At 70.4% G+C, this 16,212-nt stretch carries 17 protein-coding genes; 6 read left to right on the forward strand and 11 right to left on the reverse strand.

All coding sequences use genetic code 11. The features are described from left to right. Positions 1–35 precede the first annotated feature (35 nt). From ACIBL4_RS00935 to ACIBL4_RS00970, 8 genes are all read right to left on the reverse strand, one after another. Positions 36–1,199: an NAD(P)/FAD-dependent oxidoreductase gene (locus ACIBL4_RS00935; protein ID WP_399405135.1), complete on the reverse strand. Its 1,164-nt coding sequence runs from the start codon at positions 1,197–1,199 to the stop codon at positions 36–38. Beyond that, positions 1,196–1,558 carry a bifunctional 3-phenylpropionate/cinnamic acid dioxygenase ferredoxin subunit gene (locus ACIBL4_RS00940; RefSeq protein WP_037673830.1) on the reverse strand — a complete coding sequence of 121 codons (363 nt, stop codon included), beginning with the start codon at positions 1,556–1,558 and terminating at the stop codon, positions 1,196–1,198. Before ACIBL4_RS00940 ends, ACIBL4_RS00935 begins: the two co-directional genes overlap by 4 nt. Positions 1,559–1,772: 214 nt before the next feature. Continuing rightward, on the reverse strand, positions 1,773–2,408 hold the full coding sequence (locus tag ACIBL4_RS00945; RefSeq protein WP_399405137.1) for an MBL fold metallo-hydrolase: 636 nt from the start codon (positions 2,406–2,408) through the stop codon (positions 1,773–1,775). Further along, complete coding sequence (locus ACIBL4_RS00950) at positions 2,408–3,493, reverse strand: S-(hydroxymethyl)mycothiol dehydrogenase (protein ID WP_399405139.1); 1,086 nt, start codon at positions 3,491–3,493, stop codon at positions 2,408–2,410. The genes ACIBL4_RS00945 and ACIBL4_RS00950 overlap by 1 nt, the downstream gene beginning before the upstream one ends. A gap of 236 nt (positions 3,494–3,729) precedes the next feature. Next, on the reverse strand, positions 3,730–5,031 hold the full coding sequence (locus ACIBL4_RS00955; protein WP_399405141.1) for an MDR family MFS transporter: 1,302 nt from the start codon (positions 5,029–5,031) through the stop codon (positions 3,730–3,732). Then, the gene (locus tag ACIBL4_RS00960) at positions 5,028–6,128 is read right to left on the reverse strand and encodes a PLP-dependent cysteine synthase family protein (protein ID WP_399405143.1); all 1,101 of its coding nucleotides are present in this window, start codon (positions 6,126–6,128) and stop codon (positions 5,028–5,030) included. Before ACIBL4_RS00960 ends, ACIBL4_RS00955 begins: the two co-directional genes overlap by 4 nt. A gap of 728 nt (positions 6,129–6,856) precedes the next feature. After that, positions 6,857–7,234, reverse strand: coding sequence for a hypothetical protein (locus tag ACIBL4_RS00965; RefSeq protein ID WP_399405145.1), 378 nt, complete (start codon positions 7,232–7,234; stop codon positions 6,857–6,859). 227 nt (positions 7,235–7,461) lie between these two features. Beyond that, positions 7,462–8,103, reverse strand: coding sequence for a DUF2218 domain-containing protein (locus ACIBL4_RS00970; protein ID WP_399405147.1), 642 nt, complete (start codon positions 8,101–8,103; stop codon positions 7,462–7,464). Positions 8,104–8,214: 111 nt separating this feature from the next. Here ACIBL4_RS00970 and ACIBL4_RS00975 point away from each other — a divergent pair, with 111 nt between their 5' ends. Then, positions 8,215–8,892 (forward strand): TetR/AcrR family transcriptional regulator, encoded by a 678-nt coding sequence (locus ACIBL4_RS00975; RefSeq protein WP_399405149.1) that lies wholly within the window; start codon positions 8,215–8,217, stop codon positions 8,890–8,892. 160 nt (positions 8,893–9,052) lie between these two features. Continuing rightward, positions 9,053–9,511, forward strand: coding sequence for a DUF4396 domain-containing protein (locus tag ACIBL4_RS00980; RefSeq protein ID WP_399405151.1), 459 nt, complete (start codon positions 9,053–9,055; stop codon positions 9,509–9,511). 25 nt (positions 9,512–9,536) lie between these two features. Here ACIBL4_RS00980 and ACIBL4_RS00985 read toward each other — a convergent pair whose 3' ends face one another. Then, positions 9,537–10,769 carry a GNAT family N-acetyltransferase gene (locus tag ACIBL4_RS00985; protein ID WP_399405153.1) on the reverse strand — a complete coding sequence of 411 codons (1,233 nt, stop codon included), beginning with the start codon at positions 10,767–10,769 and terminating at the stop codon, positions 9,537–9,539. A 368-nt stretch (positions 10,770–11,137) separates the two neighbouring features. On the opposite strand from ACIBL4_RS00985, the gene ACIBL4_RS00990 reads away from it, so the two are divergent. Next, positions 11,138–11,473 (forward strand): hypothetical protein, encoded by a 336-nt coding sequence (locus ACIBL4_RS00990; RefSeq protein ID WP_399405155.1) that lies wholly within the window; start codon positions 11,138–11,140, stop codon positions 11,471–11,473. Positions 11,474–11,521: 48 nt separating this feature from the next. Here the strand turns inward: ACIBL4_RS00990 and ACIBL4_RS00995 are convergent, their stop codons facing one another. Further along, the gene (locus tag ACIBL4_RS00995) at positions 11,522–11,824 is read right to left on the reverse strand and encodes a putative quinol monooxygenase (RefSeq protein ID WP_399405157.1); all 303 of its coding nucleotides are present in this window, start codon (positions 11,822–11,824) and stop codon (positions 11,522–11,524) included. A gap of 14 nt (positions 11,825–11,838) precedes the next feature. Then, positions 11,839–12,825, reverse strand: a complete 987-nt coding sequence (locus tag ACIBL4_RS01000) for a carbohydrate kinase (RefSeq protein ID WP_399405159.1) — start codon at positions 12,823–12,825, stop codon at positions 11,839–11,841. A 244-nt stretch (positions 12,826–13,069) separates the two neighbouring features. Here ACIBL4_RS01000 and ACIBL4_RS01005 point away from each other — a divergent pair, with 244 nt between their 5' ends. The 3 genes from ACIBL4_RS01005 to ACIBL4_RS01015 all read left to right on the forward strand — a co-directional run bounded on the left by ACIBL4_RS01005 (position 13,070) and on the right by ACIBL4_RS01015 (position 16,176). Next, the gene (locus tag ACIBL4_RS01005) at positions 13,070–14,086 is read left to right on the forward strand and encodes a sugar ABC transporter substrate-binding protein (protein ID WP_399405161.1); all 1,017 of its coding nucleotides are present in this window, start codon (positions 13,070–13,072) and stop codon (positions 14,084–14,086) included. A gap of 252 nt (positions 14,087–14,338) precedes the next feature. Then, complete coding sequence (locus ACIBL4_RS01010; protein WP_399405164.1) at positions 14,339–15,352, forward strand: ABC transporter permease; 1,014 nt, start codon at positions 14,339–14,341, stop codon at positions 15,350–15,352. Next, the gene (locus ACIBL4_RS01015) at positions 15,349–16,176 is read left to right on the forward strand and encodes an ATP-binding cassette domain-containing protein (protein ID WP_399405166.1); all 828 of its coding nucleotides are present in this window, start codon (positions 15,349–15,351) and stop codon (positions 16,174–16,176) included. The genes ACIBL4_RS01010 and ACIBL4_RS01015 overlap by 4 nt, the downstream gene beginning before the upstream one ends. Positions 16,177–16,212: the final 36 nt, after the last annotated feature.

Here is a 16,212-nt window from a genome sequence, read left to right on the forward strand (position 1 = left end):
GGCACTCCTCGGGGAGACGTGGTGGATCGCCCCTGTCAGGGCGCCTTGGCCGCGAGTTGCTTGCGCCAGCGCGTGAACAGCTTCGGCTGGTTCATCCCGAGTACGGCGACCGGGTGTCCGGCACGCCGGTAGACGGCGAGGACGTCGCGGTCGTCCGCGGTGCCCGCCTCGATCGTGACGCTGTCGGCGCGGGCCGCGTTGCCGGCGAACTGGATCTTCACGCCGTACTGGTCGGACCAGAAGTACGGCGGCCGGGGCAGGCCCGGTTCGCTCTCGCCCCAGGACAGCAGGGCGGCCACGGCCGCGTCGGGGCGTTCCCGGGCGCCGGTCCAGTGCTCGACGCGGCGGTGGGTGCCCGCGCGCGGGTCGTACCAGGAGGCGCAGTCGCCGACTGCCACCACCCCGGCCAGGTTCGTACGGCCGTCCGCACCGCACCGGACGCCGTCGTCGAGTTCTATGCCGGATCCGGCCAGCCAGTCGACGCAGGGACGGGCCCCTACACCCACGACGACGATGTCGGCGGGGATGCTGCGGCCGTCCTCCATCAGGACGGCGTCGACGCGGGTCTCGCCGCTCAGCCCCTTGACACCCACGCCGCACAACAGGCGTACGCCGTGGTCCGCGTGGAGGGCGGAGACGATGCGTCCCATGGCCGCGCCGAGCGGTCCGGCCAGGGGGGTGGGCGCCGCCTCGACGATGGTCACGTCGAGGCCGAGAGCAGAGGCGGTGGAGGCGACCTCGGCACCGATGAAGCCGCCGCCGATCACGACCAGGCGTCCACCCTGTGCCAGTTCGTCCCGCAGGGCGCGGGCGTCGTCCAGGGTGCGCAGGGTGTGCACACCGGCCAGTCCGTCCATGCCGGGCAGGGTCCGGGCGGCGGCGCCGGTGGCGATGACGACGCCGTCGGCCCGCACCTCGCGGCCGTCGGTGAGCCGCACGGCTCGGGGCGTGGTGCCGAGTCCGGCGGCGCGGGCTCCGAGCAGCCACTCCGCTCGCAGGTCCTCGTCGTCCGGCTCCAGTGCGAGCTCGGCTTCACCGATGCCGCCGGCCAGGAACTCCTTGGACAGGGGCGGCCTGTCGTAGGGGCGGTGGATTTCGTCGCCGATGACGACCAGCCGTCCGTCGTATCCCCGATTGCGCAAGGAGCGCGCCGCGGACAGGCCCGCCAGCGACGCGCCCACCACGGCCACTGTCCTCACGCGACGCCCCCGGCGAGCCGGGCGGCGATGCAGGGGGGCAGGTTCGGGGCTGCCGTGGACAGCCGGACGTAGATCATGCCGTCCTCGACGAAGACCTCGTGTGTGCGCACCGGGAGCTTGGCCGGCGGGGCGTCCACGGCTCCGGTCTTGAGGTTGAACTTCGAGGCGTGCAGCGGGCATTCGACCTCGCAGCCCTCCAGCCAGCCGTCGGCGAGCGAGGCGTCCTGGTGGGTGCATGTGTCGTCGATGGCGAAGAGTTCGCCGTCGTCGGTGTGGAACACCGAGACCGGCGGGTCGATGTCGAGCCTGTGGGCCTCGCCTCGGGGCAGATCCACGAGACGGCACGCGGCAATCATCATGACACCTCGGTGCGTATAGCGAAACGGATTGCGGTGAACGCAACGCCAGTTTGAGGGCGCCTTCAAACGCTTGTCAAGGAGTTCGAGGGACACCTGACGGCCTCATTTTCGGTTGCGCGATGCGAAACGCTCTGCGCCATAGGAAACGCAGGTCAGGGCATAGCACCTCTGAGAACCGGGGCGCGAGCGCCCCGGTCGGCTTGGCGGAGCTGGGTCACCAGCCGCGGGCGGCCCACTCCTCCAGGTGCGGTGCTTCGGCCTCGACGGTCGTCGTCCCACCGTGTCCGGTGTGGACGACCGTCTCGCCCGGGAGGGTCAGCAGCCGGTCACCGATGGAGCTGACGATCGTGCCGAAGTCGCTGTACGAGCGTCCGGTCGCGCCGGGACCGCCGGCGAACAGCGTGTCACCGCTGAACAGCGCGCCCAGGTCCGGTGCGTACAGGCACACGGCACCGGGAGCGTGTCCGGGCGTGTGAAGGACGCGCAGGCCGATGCCCGCCACCGTGAGTTCGGCACCGTCGGCGAGCGGGCGGTCGGGGCGCCGGCCGGGGTGCACCATCTTCCACAGGACCTGGTCGTCAGGGTGCAGGAGGATGGGCGCGCCCGTGGCCAGGGCGACGTCCGGCGCGGCGCGCACATGGTCGTCGTGGGCGTGGGTGCACACGATGGCCGACAACCGACGGTCACCGACGGCCGCCAGGACGGCGTCGGAGTCGTGTGCCGCGTCGATGACCACCACCTCGTCGTCGTCACCGACGATCCAGACGTTGTTGTCCACGTCCCAGGTCCCGCCGTCGAGGCTGAAGGTCCCGCGGGTGACGAGGTGTTCGACACGCGGTGCGCCGGCCATCACAGCACCACCACCGAGCGCAGCACGTCACCGTGGTGCATCTTCTCGAACGCTTCCTCGACGTCACCGAGGCCGATGGTCTCGGAGACGAACGCGTCCAGGTCGAAACGGCCTCCCAGATACAGGTCGATGAGGGCCGGGAAGTCGCGCGAGGGCAGGCAGTCGCCGTACCAGCTGGACTTCAGCGAGCCGCCCCGCCCGAAGACGTCGAGCAGGGGCAGCTCCACCTTCATCTCCGGGGTGGGCACGCCGACCAGCACGACCGTGCCCGCCAGGTCGCGGGCATAGAAGGCCTGCCGGTACGTCTCGGGGCGGCCGACCGCCTCCACGACGACGTCCGCGCCGAAGCCGCCGGTCAGCTCGCGCACCGCTTCCACGACGTCGTCCTTCGCCCCGTCGACCGTGTGGGTGGCCCCCATGGCCATGGCCCGGTCCAGCTTGCGCCGGTCGATGTCGACGGCGATGACCTTGCTCGCTCCGGCGAGCCTCGCCCCCGCGACGGCGGCCATCCCGACGCCGCCGCAGCCGATGACGGTGACGGAGTCGCCCCGACCGACGGCCCCGGTGTTCACGGCCGCGCCGAAGCCCGCCATGACGCCGCATCCGAGCAGACCGGCCGCCGCCGCGGGCGCTGCCGGGTCCACCTTGGTGCACTGTCCGGCGGCGACCAGCGTCTTCTCCGCGAACGCGCCGATGCCGAGCGCCGGCGAGAGCGGGGTGCCGTCGAGCAGCGTCATCGGTTGGGTGGCGTTGTGGGTGGCGAAGCAGTACCACGGCCTGCCCCTGCTGCAGGCCCGGCACTGGCCGCACACCGCACGCCAGTTGAGGATGACGAAGTCGCCGGGCTCGACGCCGGTGACTCCCTCTCCGACCGCCTCGACGCGACCTGCCGCCTCATGTCCCAGCAGGAAGGGGAACTCGTCGTTGATCCCGCCCTCGCGGTAGTGGAGATCGGTATGACAGACGCCGCAGGCCTCGACCTCGACCAACGCCTCACCCGGACCGGGGTCGGGGACGACGATCGTTTCGACGGAGACCGGTGCGCCCTTCTTTCGGGCGACGACGGCACGAACCTCGTGAGCCATGAGCTGCTCCTCAAGCGGGGATCCTCGCGAGCGCGTTGCCTCATTCGCTACACGCACCGCTATACGCAACCGAGCATCCCGGAGGAGCGCACCGAGGGTCAAGGGCTTGGTTCCACCCGGGCCGACTCGGCCATGGCCGGCGCCCGAGCCGCCGCTGCCGACACGTGTGCGGCCGATCGGATTCAGCCGCACACGGTCAGGCGGTCATTCGGTGATGCGGTCAGGCGGTCAGGCGGTCAGGCGGCGACGGGCTGCGGCCCGGCCACCTGAGCAGCCAGCCGGCCCGTGCGGTGCAGGCCGTACAGGGCGGCCGCGCAGGCGAGGCCCAACGCGCCCAGGCAGATCCACGGCAGCGCGGGCATCCCCGCCTCTCGGGCTGCGTCGAGCGACGCGCCGGTGAGGAGGTTGCCGAGGGTGATGCCGATGCCGCAGATGGTGTTGTACAGCCCGTAGTGGGTGGCCACGAGCCGGTCACCGGAGAGACGGACGATGGTGTCCATCTCGAAGGGGTAGGCGATCATCGTGCCAACGGCCAGCAGCAGCGCCGCCAGCATGGGCGGTACCGCGGCCGGCAGCCACAGGCCCACGCCCGAGTCCGCAACGGGCACCGCGGTGGCCAGCGACAGGGGCACGAAAGCCAGGCCCATGGCGGCCAGTCCCCGGGTCAGGGCCTGACCCGGCTCGTAACGGGCCTTGCACCAGGCGGTCACCCGCGTCTGACCGACGATCGTGCTCAGCCCTGACACGGCGAAGAGCGCGGCCACCGCCGCCATGCCGAACTCCCCGTCACCGCCGACCCGTCGTACCTCAAGCGGCAGCGCGAGATAGACCTGGAAGGAGAGGACGTACGAGCCGATCATCGCGCCGGAGAAGAGCAGGAACGGCCGGTTGGCGAGGATGCCGCGCCACTGGGCCAGGACGCCGTCGCGGTCCTGCCCCTCATTGCCCCCCTTGGAGTCGTCGGCCCGTCGCGCCGGCAGGGCACGGATCTGCACGATGCTGAGCAGCGCGAAGATCCCGGCCGCGACCAGGCAGGTGACGCGGAAGTCCACGCCGGTCAGCACCACGCCCACGAGGGGACCCAGCAGGATGCCGGCCTGGTAGAAGACGTTGAACAGGGCGAACGCCTCGACCCTGCGCTCCCCCGCGTCCGCGGCGAGATACGCCCGGACGGCCGGGTTGAACAGTGCCCCGGCAAGCCCCGTGGCCGCGGACGCGGCGATCAGAGCGGCCGGCGAGTCGACCATGCCGAGCGTCGCGAAGCCGGCCGTGCGCAGCACGCATCCGGCCACGATCATCGGCTTGTAGCCGTACCGGTCGGCGAGCGTCCCGCCGACCAGGAACATGCCCTGCTGGCTGAAGTTCCGCACGCCGAGGATCAGCCCGACGATCCAGCCGGCCAGTCCGAGGGTGCCGGACAGGTGAGCGGCCAGGTAGGGCATCAGCATGTAGAAGCCCAGGTTGATGGTGAACTGATTGACCATCAGCAGCTGGACGCTGCGTTCGTGACCGCGTACCTGTGCGAGGGTGCCCTTCACCGGTTCTCCTCCGCAGCGGCGTCGGCCAGGGTGAGCGGGTCGACCACGGTGGTGCACCGGGTCCAGCGTGCGACCTCCTTCTCGTCCGCGCGTCCGATCACCTCCGGTTCCGGAGCAGGAGGGGCGTCGAGGAGGCCGTGCGCGGCGCAGTAGTCGTCGTCGAACACCGTCCCGAGGTAACGCTGCGGGCCGTCGGGGAAGATCGCGGCGATCCGGCTGTCGGCGGGCAGGGTGCGGGCCAGCCATCCGGCGACCAGGGCGACGGCGCCGACGCTCCACCCGCCGGTGGCGTAGTGCGAGCCGGCCAGTTGGCGGCAGGTCCACACCGCTTCGGCCGGGGCCACCCAGTGCACCTCGGCGAAGTTGTCGTAGGCGACGTTGCGGGGGTGGATGCTCGACCCCAGGCCCCGCATCAGCCGTGGCCGGGCGGGCTGGCCGAAGATCGTGGAGCCGATGGTGTCGACGCCGACCACCTTCAGCTCGGGGTAGAGCTGCTTCAGCACGCGGGAGACGCCGGCGGAGTGCCCGCCCGTGCCGACACTGCACACGAGGACGTCGACGTGGCCCAGCTCGGACGCCAGTTCCAGGGCGAGCGGGGTGTAGGCGGTGGTGTTGTCCGGGTTGTTGTACTGGTCCGGGCACCACGCACCGGGGCGCCGCGCCATGAGCTGCTCCACGCGCTCACGGCGGGCCTGCTGCCAGCCGCCGGTGGGGTGCGGCTCGGAGACGACGTTGATCTGGGCGCCGTACGCGGTCAGCAGCCGGGTCATCGACATCTCCAGGCCGGGGTCGGTGACCAGGGTGACCGGGTGGCCGTACACCATTCCGGCCAGGGCCAGACCCAGTCCGAGGGTGCCGCTGGTGGACTCGATGATCCGGGCGCCGGGGCGCAGGTCGCCCCGGGCGCGGGCCCGTTCCACCATGTGCAGACCCGGCCGGTCCTTGATGCCGCCGGGGTTGAAGCCCTCCAGCTTCGCCCAGAAGCCGCGGTCCGGAGGCGTCAGTGGCTGGGACACCCGCAGCAGCGGCGTGTTGCCCACCAGTGCGGACAAGGCGGACCGCTCGGGCAGGGCGTCGGTGTTCGTCATCGACTGCATGTCTTTTCGCTCTCGCTCGATGATTACGCGGTGCACGGTCATCTCGCGCCACGACCACAGGGGGGACGGTCGGTCCGTCCGAGTCCGCGGGGCCGTGGCGCGGCAGCCGGGCGGGGCCGGCTGCGAGCGAGAGGTCTAGATACGCCACCGCGAGGTGCGGACGAGCGCGGTTCTTCCTGTACGTCTCGTGCGGGTTCGGAACTGCCGACGCCGAGGCCGCGTCCGTACCAGAGCCTCGGGGAGGGCGGCGAACACCGTCGCCCCGGCCTCGGCGGGTGGCTGGTGAGCGACCTGCGCCGTCATGCGGGCAGCCCCGTCCAGGCCGCACTCCTCGGCCTCATGGTGCCGATGCGGCCCGTGAGGCACCACATCGCCCGCCACCGCCGGCCGTCCGAAGTCCGTGGCGACGGCGGGTGTCAGCCGCTCCCGCTCTTCGAACTGTCCATGCGGGAGGCTGCACAGCCCGAGCATCACGAGCAGAGCCCCGGACAGCAGAGCGAGCAGCGGACGCCGCCGACGCGAGCCGGCCGGGGCGCGCAGGGCGGGCATGGGGGTACGGGAGTGTGCCGGCACAGGTTCTCCGTGCGCTCGTCCCCTTCGCCGCAGTGGCAGCCACGGCAGAGAGGAACGGCGGGCATGGGTGGGGGAAGTACGGCGTCGAGACGCGGCGCCCACGCCCGGTGGAAGGCGTGGCCGGAGCAGCCGCAGGGAGAAGCGGGCTGCTGTGTCTAGACCTGCTGGACCACGGACAATCTCAAAGCGGACGACGACGCGGCGGGCGGCGCCGGTCCGTCGAGGCTCGGCCTGCCCGGACCGCGCCCGACGCCGGTCGATTCGGCGACCGACACCGCGAGGCACGGCGGTGTCAGCACCGGACCCTGCTGCGGCTGGCCGGACACGCAGTGCTCACCGGTGTGCGAGGCGCCATGGCCGCCGTCCGGCTCATCTATCGCAACGAGCCGTGGAGGAGGCTGCTCGTCCTCGGCTCCGAGGGGCTCCTCGTCCGACGGGGTCACAGGCGCCGCCGCGCTGGTCACCAGGTGTCCTGCCGTGCTCTCGGCGCTCAGTCCATGGGCGGACACGATGCCGAACAGCAACACGACCATGGCCAGCACGCGAAGCAACGGACCCGCAGACGCGCGAGCCCGCACCAGGCGCGGGAGTGACCAGGCCGTAATCATGCCGTGATACTAACGGCTCGTCGACCTTGGTCCGCCAACTCGCGTGGTACAGCGCGTCAACGAGCCACACACATGACCGGTTCGCTTCGGCGGAGATCATGGACCGGGTCAACGGCCGGTGTCACAGCGGACGTCGCCGCGCCGCAGGGGCTTCAGTGGCCCTTCGAGGCCCGGCCTCGGCGGACGGCGAACCCTCCCAGAAGCGCGGCCTTCACCAGCACAAGGGCGAGAAGGCCGCCTGCGGCCCAGCCGGTCCACCGCCAGTTCGACAGGAGGACATCGCCGAGTCCCAGGTGGACAGCGAGGACGATGGCGATGACGGCCGCGATGCCCACCACCTTGAGACGACTGCCGCGCGCCCCGGAACCAGGCGCCGAGGGCAGCCCGTCGCCGACGCCACGGGCTGCGGGTGAACCCGTGGCAGAGTCGGTTGCCTCCCAGTTCACCCGCAGCCGGTCGCGCCGGCCGAACCTCTCCACGTGCCCGGCGACGAGGTCCCGCAGCCGCCGTAGGTCGTCCTCTTCGGCTGCCTCGACACGCAGAACCAGCATCCCTGGGACGGCACGCAGATCGATCTGTCCCCAGGGGAGGTCGACGTGCCCCTCGGCGTCGGACCACGAGACCTGCGCCCGCTCCGCCACGGCCCTCATCTCGCGGAGCGCCTGCCCATCGCCGCCCGGATGACCGTGGAGCCGCCGGCCGAGGTGGCGGCCCTTGGTGGAGAAGTGCTTGCAGAGCTGGACGAGGTACCGGCTGGGCCGTTCGGTCTCGACACGGGCTTCGGCGGTCGGCATGGCTTTCTGTCCTATCGTCCGGGTCCCCCGGTAACGGCCTCAGCTTTATCGAGACATAGTGTCTCTGTCAATGCACAGTGTCACGGCACTGCCGAATCGTATGCTGGGGCCGTGCCCAAGCTCTGGAACGAGACGATCGACGCGCACCGCGCCGCCGTACGCAAGGCGGTCCTCGAAACCACCGCGGCACTGGTGGCCGAGCACGGGCTGACATCGGTGACGATGTCGCGGATCGCCAAGGACTCCGGGATCGGCCGCGCCACGCTGTACAAGTACTTTCCGGATGTCGAGTCGATCCTCCTCGCCTGGCACGAGCAACAGATCAGCCATCACCTCGACCACCTGGCCGAGGTCCGCGACCGGACCGAAGGTGCCGGAGCTCGCCTGGAAGCGGTGCTCCGGGAGTTCGCCCTCGTCTCACGGCGGTCACGGCAGCACCAGGACGGCGAGATGGCCGCGTTCCTGCACCGTGACCGCCAGGTCAGCCAGGCCCGGCAGCGACTCCACAGGATGATCGAGGACCTGCTGGCCGACGGTGCGCGATCCGGCGACGTCCGCGACGACATCGCTCCCGGCGAACTCGCGAGTTACTGCCTGCACGCCCTCACCGCGGCCGGCGACCTGGCGTCCGAGGCCGCGGTGCACCGGCTCGTCACCGTGTCCCTCACCGGGGTGCGGCCGGGCGGCGTCGGCACATCGGGCACTCCCCCACACACCGACGCCACCGCGCAAGCGCCGCATCGCGCTCGGCACGGCGCAGCCCATGAGGGCCGCTCGGCCCGTCCGTAAGCGCGCCGACACCAAGACACAGCGGCCCTTCGAGCCGCACCTCCTTGCTGTGCCCGTTTCCGATACCGAGCATCTAGGAATATACCCAGGGGGGGTATATTGTTTCGGACTGTGGGGCTCAAGGAACGGGCCACAATCGACGGGATTGGGGAAGAAGGTCATGGACCACACCGATCACCACGCCGGAGCGTCCTGGGGAACGGCGGTCAAGGCGACACTGCACTGCCTGACCGGCTGCGCCATCGGCGAGATCCTCGGCATGGTCATCGGCACAGCCCTGACGTGGGGCAACGTGCCCACCATGATCCTGGCGATCGCGCTCGCGTTCCTCTTCGGCTACTCGTTCACGCTGTTCGCGGTCCGCCGGGCCGGCCTGGACTTCAAGACCGCGATCAAGGTCGCCCTCGCCGCCGACACCGTCTCCATCGCCGTGATGGAGCTCGTCGACAACGGCATCATCGCCCTCACGCCCGGCGCGATGGACGCCCAGCTGTCCGACGGGCTGTTCTGGTCGGCCCTGCTGGGCGGCTTCGCGGTCGCCTTCGTGATCACCACGCCGGTCAACAAGTGGATGATCGGCCGCGGCAAGGGCCACGCCGTCGTCCACGCCTACCACTGACGATCAGCCCTCGGCGAGCGCGCGGTCAGAACCAGTGCAGGCAGTGCGGGGGACGGTCGGCGCGGAAGAGGGCGTCGGCGAGGGTGGCCGCTCCCGGGTGGTGGGCCCGGATGTGTCCGGCACGCACCAGCGTGCTCGGGGCGGTGCCGCCGAGGTAGACCGAGCCCAAGTCGCGTACGTCCAGGGACAGGTCGGGCTCCCGGTCCGTCGGGATGCAGTCGGCCTTGCCCTCCTGGACGGTCAGCAGGTAGCGGCTTCGCTCGCCGAGGAACGGGTCGTCGACGTCGAGGACGAGTGCGCCGTCCGTGAACCAGCCACGTGCGGTCAGCGCCTGCGGGATGTCGAGGAGCCGTACCCAGAGCCAGTCCATGTCGTCGCCCACCTGACCGGCGCGGAAGTCCGCAAGCTGCCATCGCAGCGGGTGCTCGCGCGGGACGTGCTTGAACACGACCTGAGTGACCAGGTCGTGTCCGAGTACGAACCGGGCCAGGGCCGTGAAGGCGGCGTCGTCGGTGGCGATGGTCTCGTCGACCGTCAAGGTGTTGGTTTCGCCGATCGAGTAGCTGGCGTACCCGTCCGGGACACCGTCGACGTCACGGTGGACGGCGATGTAGCGCGGCGCCGGCGAGATCGGGGGCTGCCCCGCGCGCAGCGCCCACCAGCGATGCGGCCGGGACAGCGCGCCGGGCTGGGCGCGGCGGTACCGGTCGTACACCTCTTCCAGGATGTCGCCGCACTCGGCACGGCGCAGTACCTCGACCGAGTCGTCGTCCGAGCCGACCGCCGGGGCGCCCGCCATGGTGCGGGCCCGGGGAACGGTGAGGGCGGCCCGGTGGCGCGGCACCGTCAGCTGCTGCGTGTAAGTCGCCGGTCCGTAGCCGAACCTGCCGTAGATCGTGGCTTCGGAGGCCAGCAGCACGGAGAGGAATTCTCCTCGGGCCCGCAGCTCGGTGAGCTGGTGCCGCATCATCGTGCCGAGCACGCCTTGGCGCCGGTGGGAGGGCAGGACGCCGACGGCGGTCACCCCGGCGGCCGGGACGAGGGTCTCACCGGGCAGGGTGAGTTCGAAAGGGTGGGTGGCGGCGGTGCCGACGGGCCGCCCGTCCGCCGTCAGGGCGAGCAGGCAGCGGTCCATTTCGAGCGCCGACCACCAGAGCCCGCCGCCCTCGACCGGGGTTGCCGGGAAGCGCCCGAACGCGGCATGGACCGTGTCGACGAAGACGTCGAGATCCTCGTCGGTCGTGGAACGGATCTCCATTGCGGCGGCTGCCTCCTCGGGATACCTGCACCACGACTCGTGGTCTCCCGCCACAGTGCAGCGTCCGACCCGTGGCACGGTCAAACGAATTACGGCTCGGCCCGCTGGCGTTCCCGGGATATTTTCGTTGCGCGGGCGCGGTGTCGGGACTTGGCTGAACGCCATGTCTGCCCCCTCACCGATCTTCGTCGCGGGTACGGGCCGTTCGGGAACATCGCACCTCGCGACCATGCTCGGCGAACACCCGCGGGGTTCGGGCACGGCGACTGGCCTGCCGGGCCGTTCGAGCCTCGAAGTCACCGGCGGGTGGTGACGAGGAGCTCTTCTCCGAGGCGACCATCGTCCACATCAAGCGCCACCCGGTCGCGGTGGTCGCGTCCCATGTCGACCAGCCATGGGCACCGCCCACGGTCGACGGAGCGCTGGCATGGCTCAAACCGGTCTATGACCGATGGCTCGCCTGGAAGGCCACGGCCGATCTGACGGCCAAGCGGTACGTGGAGGTAAAGGCCCAGGATCTCGCGGCCGGCCGGCCCGTGCAGCGCCGCGCCCTGTTCGAACTGCTCGGTGTCGACGACTTCGCGACCATGTCGACGTTCCAGTCACACAGGCTTGACCATCGCCAGGGCCAATTCGACCGCGCGACCCGCGAGTTCGTCGAACGAGCACTTGGCGGCGTCGTCCCGGCCATGGGATACGCGTAGGGATCCCGTCACGGAAGCGGCGTGCTGAGAGTTCTCGGACAGCGCCCGCTACGGACGCGCGTCCAGGGGATCGAGGAACGTCAGCACCGAGGCGTCCTCCTCGATCAGCGGAGTGAGGGCGGCGTTGAACGGGGCGCCGTACGGGGCGTCCAGGTGTGCCTTGAAGGCGTCCTCGTCACGGTAGACCTCGAAGATCCAGTAGGCGCGCGGGTCGGCCGCCTTGGTGTAGACGTCGAAGGCCAGGTTGCCTTCCTCTTCGCGCACCTTCAGGGCGTACTCCCGGATCAGGCGGGCGACCTCGCCCTCCGCTCCCTCTCGGGCGGTGAACTCGGCGAGCAGGGTTTTTGTCATGGTTTCCAGTCCTTTCAGTGAGTGGAGTCGAGGTGCCGGACGACGGCCTCGTCCGTCGTGAGTGGCGCCAGTTGGTCCCGCCACGGCGGGTTCGGGCCGGCTGCCGAGCAGGTCAGGGCCGCGACCCGCGCGGCGAACAGGCAGGCCGCCTCGACATCGCCGAGACGCAGGTCCGTCAGCCTGCCGCCGAGGAGTCCGCGGGCGCCGAGGTGGTGCAGCAGTCCCGCCGTGAAGGAGTCCCCTGCCCCGACCGTGTCGACGACCTGCGCCGGCGCCGCCGGCACCCGCACCCGTTCGCCGTCGAGTGAGGCCAGGGCGCCGTCGGCACCGCGCGTGATCACGACGAGCCGAGCCCCCGCCGCGTGCCAGGTGTCGCACGCCCGCTCGGGCGGCGTCCCGGGCAGCAGGAGCTCCAGGTCGTCCTCGCTGAGCCGCAGCACATCCGCGAGACCGCACCAGTGCGCCAGCCGGGCGCGGTAGACCTCGGGGTGCACCAGGAGGGGGCGGACGTTGGGGTCGATGCTGATGGTCGCGTGGGGCGCGGCCGTTGCCAGGAAGTCCTCCACGACCCCTGCCCCGGGTTCCTTGACCAGGGCGAGTGACCCCGTATGGACGCAAGCGGTGCCGGCCGGATCCACCCCGGCCAGTTCCGCGCTCGTCCACTGCCAGTCCGCGGTGGCCTGGGCGTGGAAGGAGAACGCGGCCTGCCCCCGGTCGTCCAGCTCGGCCACGGCCAGGGTGCTGGGCTCGGCGGCCTCGACGGCGTGCGACAGGTCCACGCCGGACGACTCCAGGTGGGTCCGGAAGAGGCGGCCGAACACGTCGCCGGACAGCCGGGCGAGGAAGCGGGCCGGGGTGCCCAGCCTGGCCAGGGCCACCGCTGTATTGGCTGGTCCGCCGCCCGGCAGGACACGCAGGGCGAGTTCGTTCCGGGCCCCTGCGGATGCGGTGAACGCGTCGGCGACGCACTCCCCGAGGACGGTGATCCGAGGCGGGTACATGGGCGGCTCTTCTCTCGGACGCGCCGGTGAGACGGGCACGTTTCGGGCAGTCCCTGGAGGGGTTCGGGCGGGCGGCGGCCACGGCGTTGCCGATTTGTGACGGGTGAAAGGCATTGACGTTGCCTGAAGGCGGAGTCCATCATCCTCGCCAAGCAGTGTCAACGCTGACATGAGTCAACGATGACACCTCGGGCGGCATGCGCCCGATGCAGGCCGCTCGTCCGCAATCCCGCAGGAGTCGTTCATGTCACGTATCTCTCGTCTGCCTTCCTCCATGCTCAGAGTCGCCGCGTGCACGGGCATCGCCGCCCTCACCCTGACCGCCTGTGGATCCGGATCCGGATCGGGCACGGCGAACGCCGGATCGGGCAGCGTCAAGGTCGGTCTGATCACCAAGACCGACACCAACCCGTTCTTCGTGAAGATGAAGGAAGGCGCGGAGAAGGCCGCCAAGCAGAACGGCGTCCAACTCGTCACCGCTGCGGGCAAGTTCGACGGGGACAACGCCGGGCAGGTCACCGCCGTCGAGAACATGGTCGCCTCCGGGGTGAAGGGCATCCTGATCACGCCGAGCGACTCCAAGGCGATCGTGCCGGCGATCGAGAAGGCCAAGGCCAAGGGTGTGCTGGTCATCGCCCTGGACACCCCGACCGACCCGGAGAGCGCGGCCGACGCCCTGTTCGCCACCGACAACCTCAAGGCGGGCGAGCTGATCGGCGAGTACGCCAAGGCCGCGATGAAGGGCAAGACCGCGAAGATAGCCGCCCTCGACCTCGCGCCGGGTGTGTCCGTCGGCGTTCAGCGGCACAACGGTTTCCTCAAGGGCTTCGGCGCCACCGACAAGGACGTCGCCTGTGCTCAGGACACCGGCGGCGACCAGTCCAAGGGCCAGACCGCGATGGAGAACTGTCTCCAGAAGGAACCCGGCATCAACGTCGTCTACACCATCAACGAACCGGCCGCGCTGGGCGCGTACACCGCGCTGAAGGCCAAGGGCCGGGAGAAGGACGTGCTGATCGTCTCCGTGGACGGCGGCTGCACGGGCACCAAGGCCGTCAAGGACGGCAAGATCGCCGCGACCTCGCAGCAGTACCCGCTGAAGATGGCCGCCGAGGGCGTCAAGGCCGTCGCGACGTTCGCCAAGGACGGCAAGAAGGCGTCGGGTTACACCGACACCGGCGTCACACTGATCACCGACAAGGCGCAGGACGGTGTCACGTCCAAGGACACCGCCTACGGCCTGGACAACTGCTGGGGCTGAGCCGCCGGCCGATCCCCGGCTGCCGCCGTAGCCGCCGCCGTTCGACACCCCTCAGCGGGGCGGCCCGCCCCTCCTCCCCGACCGGGGACGGCCGCCCCCTCGTCCTCTTGCCACCCGACAAGGACTGACGTTCCAGCCCGACACGGACTGGTCCTCCCGTCCGACACGGACTGGTCCTCCCGTCCGACACGGACTGACGTTCAGATCCGACAAGGACCGGCAAGGACTTCTGTCTTCCGACAAGGACCTCGCATGACTGCCACGTCCACGCCACCCTCCACGTCCTCCCCGTACGCAGAGCTCAAAGCACCGACCACGGTCCGCAGACTGCTCACGCAACCGACCACCGGCCCGCTGGCCGCCCTCCTCCTGGCCTGTGTCTTCTTCTCCGTCTCGACCGACCAGTTCCTCACCGGCGGGAACTTCTCGCTGATCGTGCAGCAGGTCATGGTCGTCGGCACCCTCGCCATCGGCCAGACGCTGATCATCCTCACCGCGGGCATCGACCTGTCCTGCGGTGCGGTGATGGCGTTCGGCAGCATCGTGATCGCCAAGATGGCGGCCGAGGGCTCCCTGCCGCCGCTCGCCGCGATCGCGCTGGGCCTGGTGGTCTGCGGCGGCTTCGGCCTGCTCAACGGCGCGCTCGTGCAGAGGATCCCGCTCCCGCCCTTCATCGTCACCCTCGGCATGCTCAACGTGGCGTTCGCGCTGACCCACATCTACTCCGAGGAACAGACCGTCACCAACCTGCCCGGCCCGCTGACGGCTCTCGGCCAGACCTTCCCGCTCGGCAAGACCGACATCACCTACGGCTCGCTGGTCACCATCGCCCTGTTCCTCCTCTTCGCCTACGCGCTGAGCAGCACCAGTTGGGGCCGGCACGTCTACGCCCTCGGCAACAGCCCGGAAGCGGCGCGGCTGAACGGCATCCGCACCTCGCGGCTGACCATCGGCGTCTACACCGTGGCCGGCCTGATGTACGGCGTTGCCGCCCTGCTGCTCATCTCCCGCACCGGAGTCGGTGACCCCCAGGCCGGCCAGACCGACAACCTCGACAGCATCACCGCCGTGGTGCTCGGCGGCACCAGCCTCTTCGGCGGACGCGGCTCGGTCCTGGGCACGTTCATCGGCGTCCTCATCGTCGGCGTCTTCCGCAACGGCCTTCAGCTGATGGGCGTCGCCTCCATCTACCAGACCCTCATCACCGGTGTCCTGGTGATCCTCGCGGTGACCGTGGACCAGATCTCCCGGAAGAAGGCCCGATGACCTCCCCCACCCCTGTCCTTCAGGCCCGCGGTCTGGTCAAGCGCTACGGCCATGTCACCGCCATCGACGGCGCCGACTTCGACCTGCTGCCCGGCGAGGTCCTCGCCGTCATCGGCGACAACGGCGCCGGCAAGACCAGCCTCATCAAGGCCCTCACCGGCGCGGTGGTCCCCGACGCGGGCGAGATACGCCTGAACGGTGAGCCCATCACCTTCTCCGGCCCGCAGAGCGCACGCGCCCACGGCATCGAGACGGTCTATCAGGACCTGGCCGTGGCCGCCTCGATGGACATCGCCTCCAACATGTTCCTCGGCCGCGAACTGCGCCGCCCCGGCATCCTCGGCAGCGCCTTCCGCATGCTCGACAAGAAGCGCATGCGGAAGGAGGCCGCCGAGCACATGGCCGACCTGAAGATCGGGCTGCGCTCGCTGACCCAGTCGGTCGAGACGCTCTCCGGCGGACAGCGGCAGGCCGTCGCGGTCGCCCGGGCCGTGGCCTGGGCCCGCAGTGTCGTCGTCATGGACGAACCCACCGCCGCGCTCGGCGTCAAGGAGTCCGGACAGGTCCTCGACCTCATCCGCCGCGTCCGCGACAAGGGCATGCCGGTCGTCCTGATCAGCCACAACATGCCCCACGTGTTCGAGATCGCCGACCGGATCCACGTCCACCGGCTGGGCAGGCGGGCCGCCGTGATCAAGCCCTCCGACTACTCCATGGCGGAGGTCGTCGCCATCATGACCGGCGCACTCAGCGTCGACGAGGCCGGAGATACTGTCGTTGCGGATTCCGCGGCGGCGAAGGCCGCCGGAGTCCAGGCCACTTGACAGCTCAACCCCGCTCTCGCATGTTCCGGCCGAGGC

The organism is Streptomyces sp. NPDC050416, assembly GCF_044458845.1.
Lineage (GTDB): Bacteria > Actinomycetota > Actinomycetes > Streptomycetales > Streptomycetaceae > Streptomyces.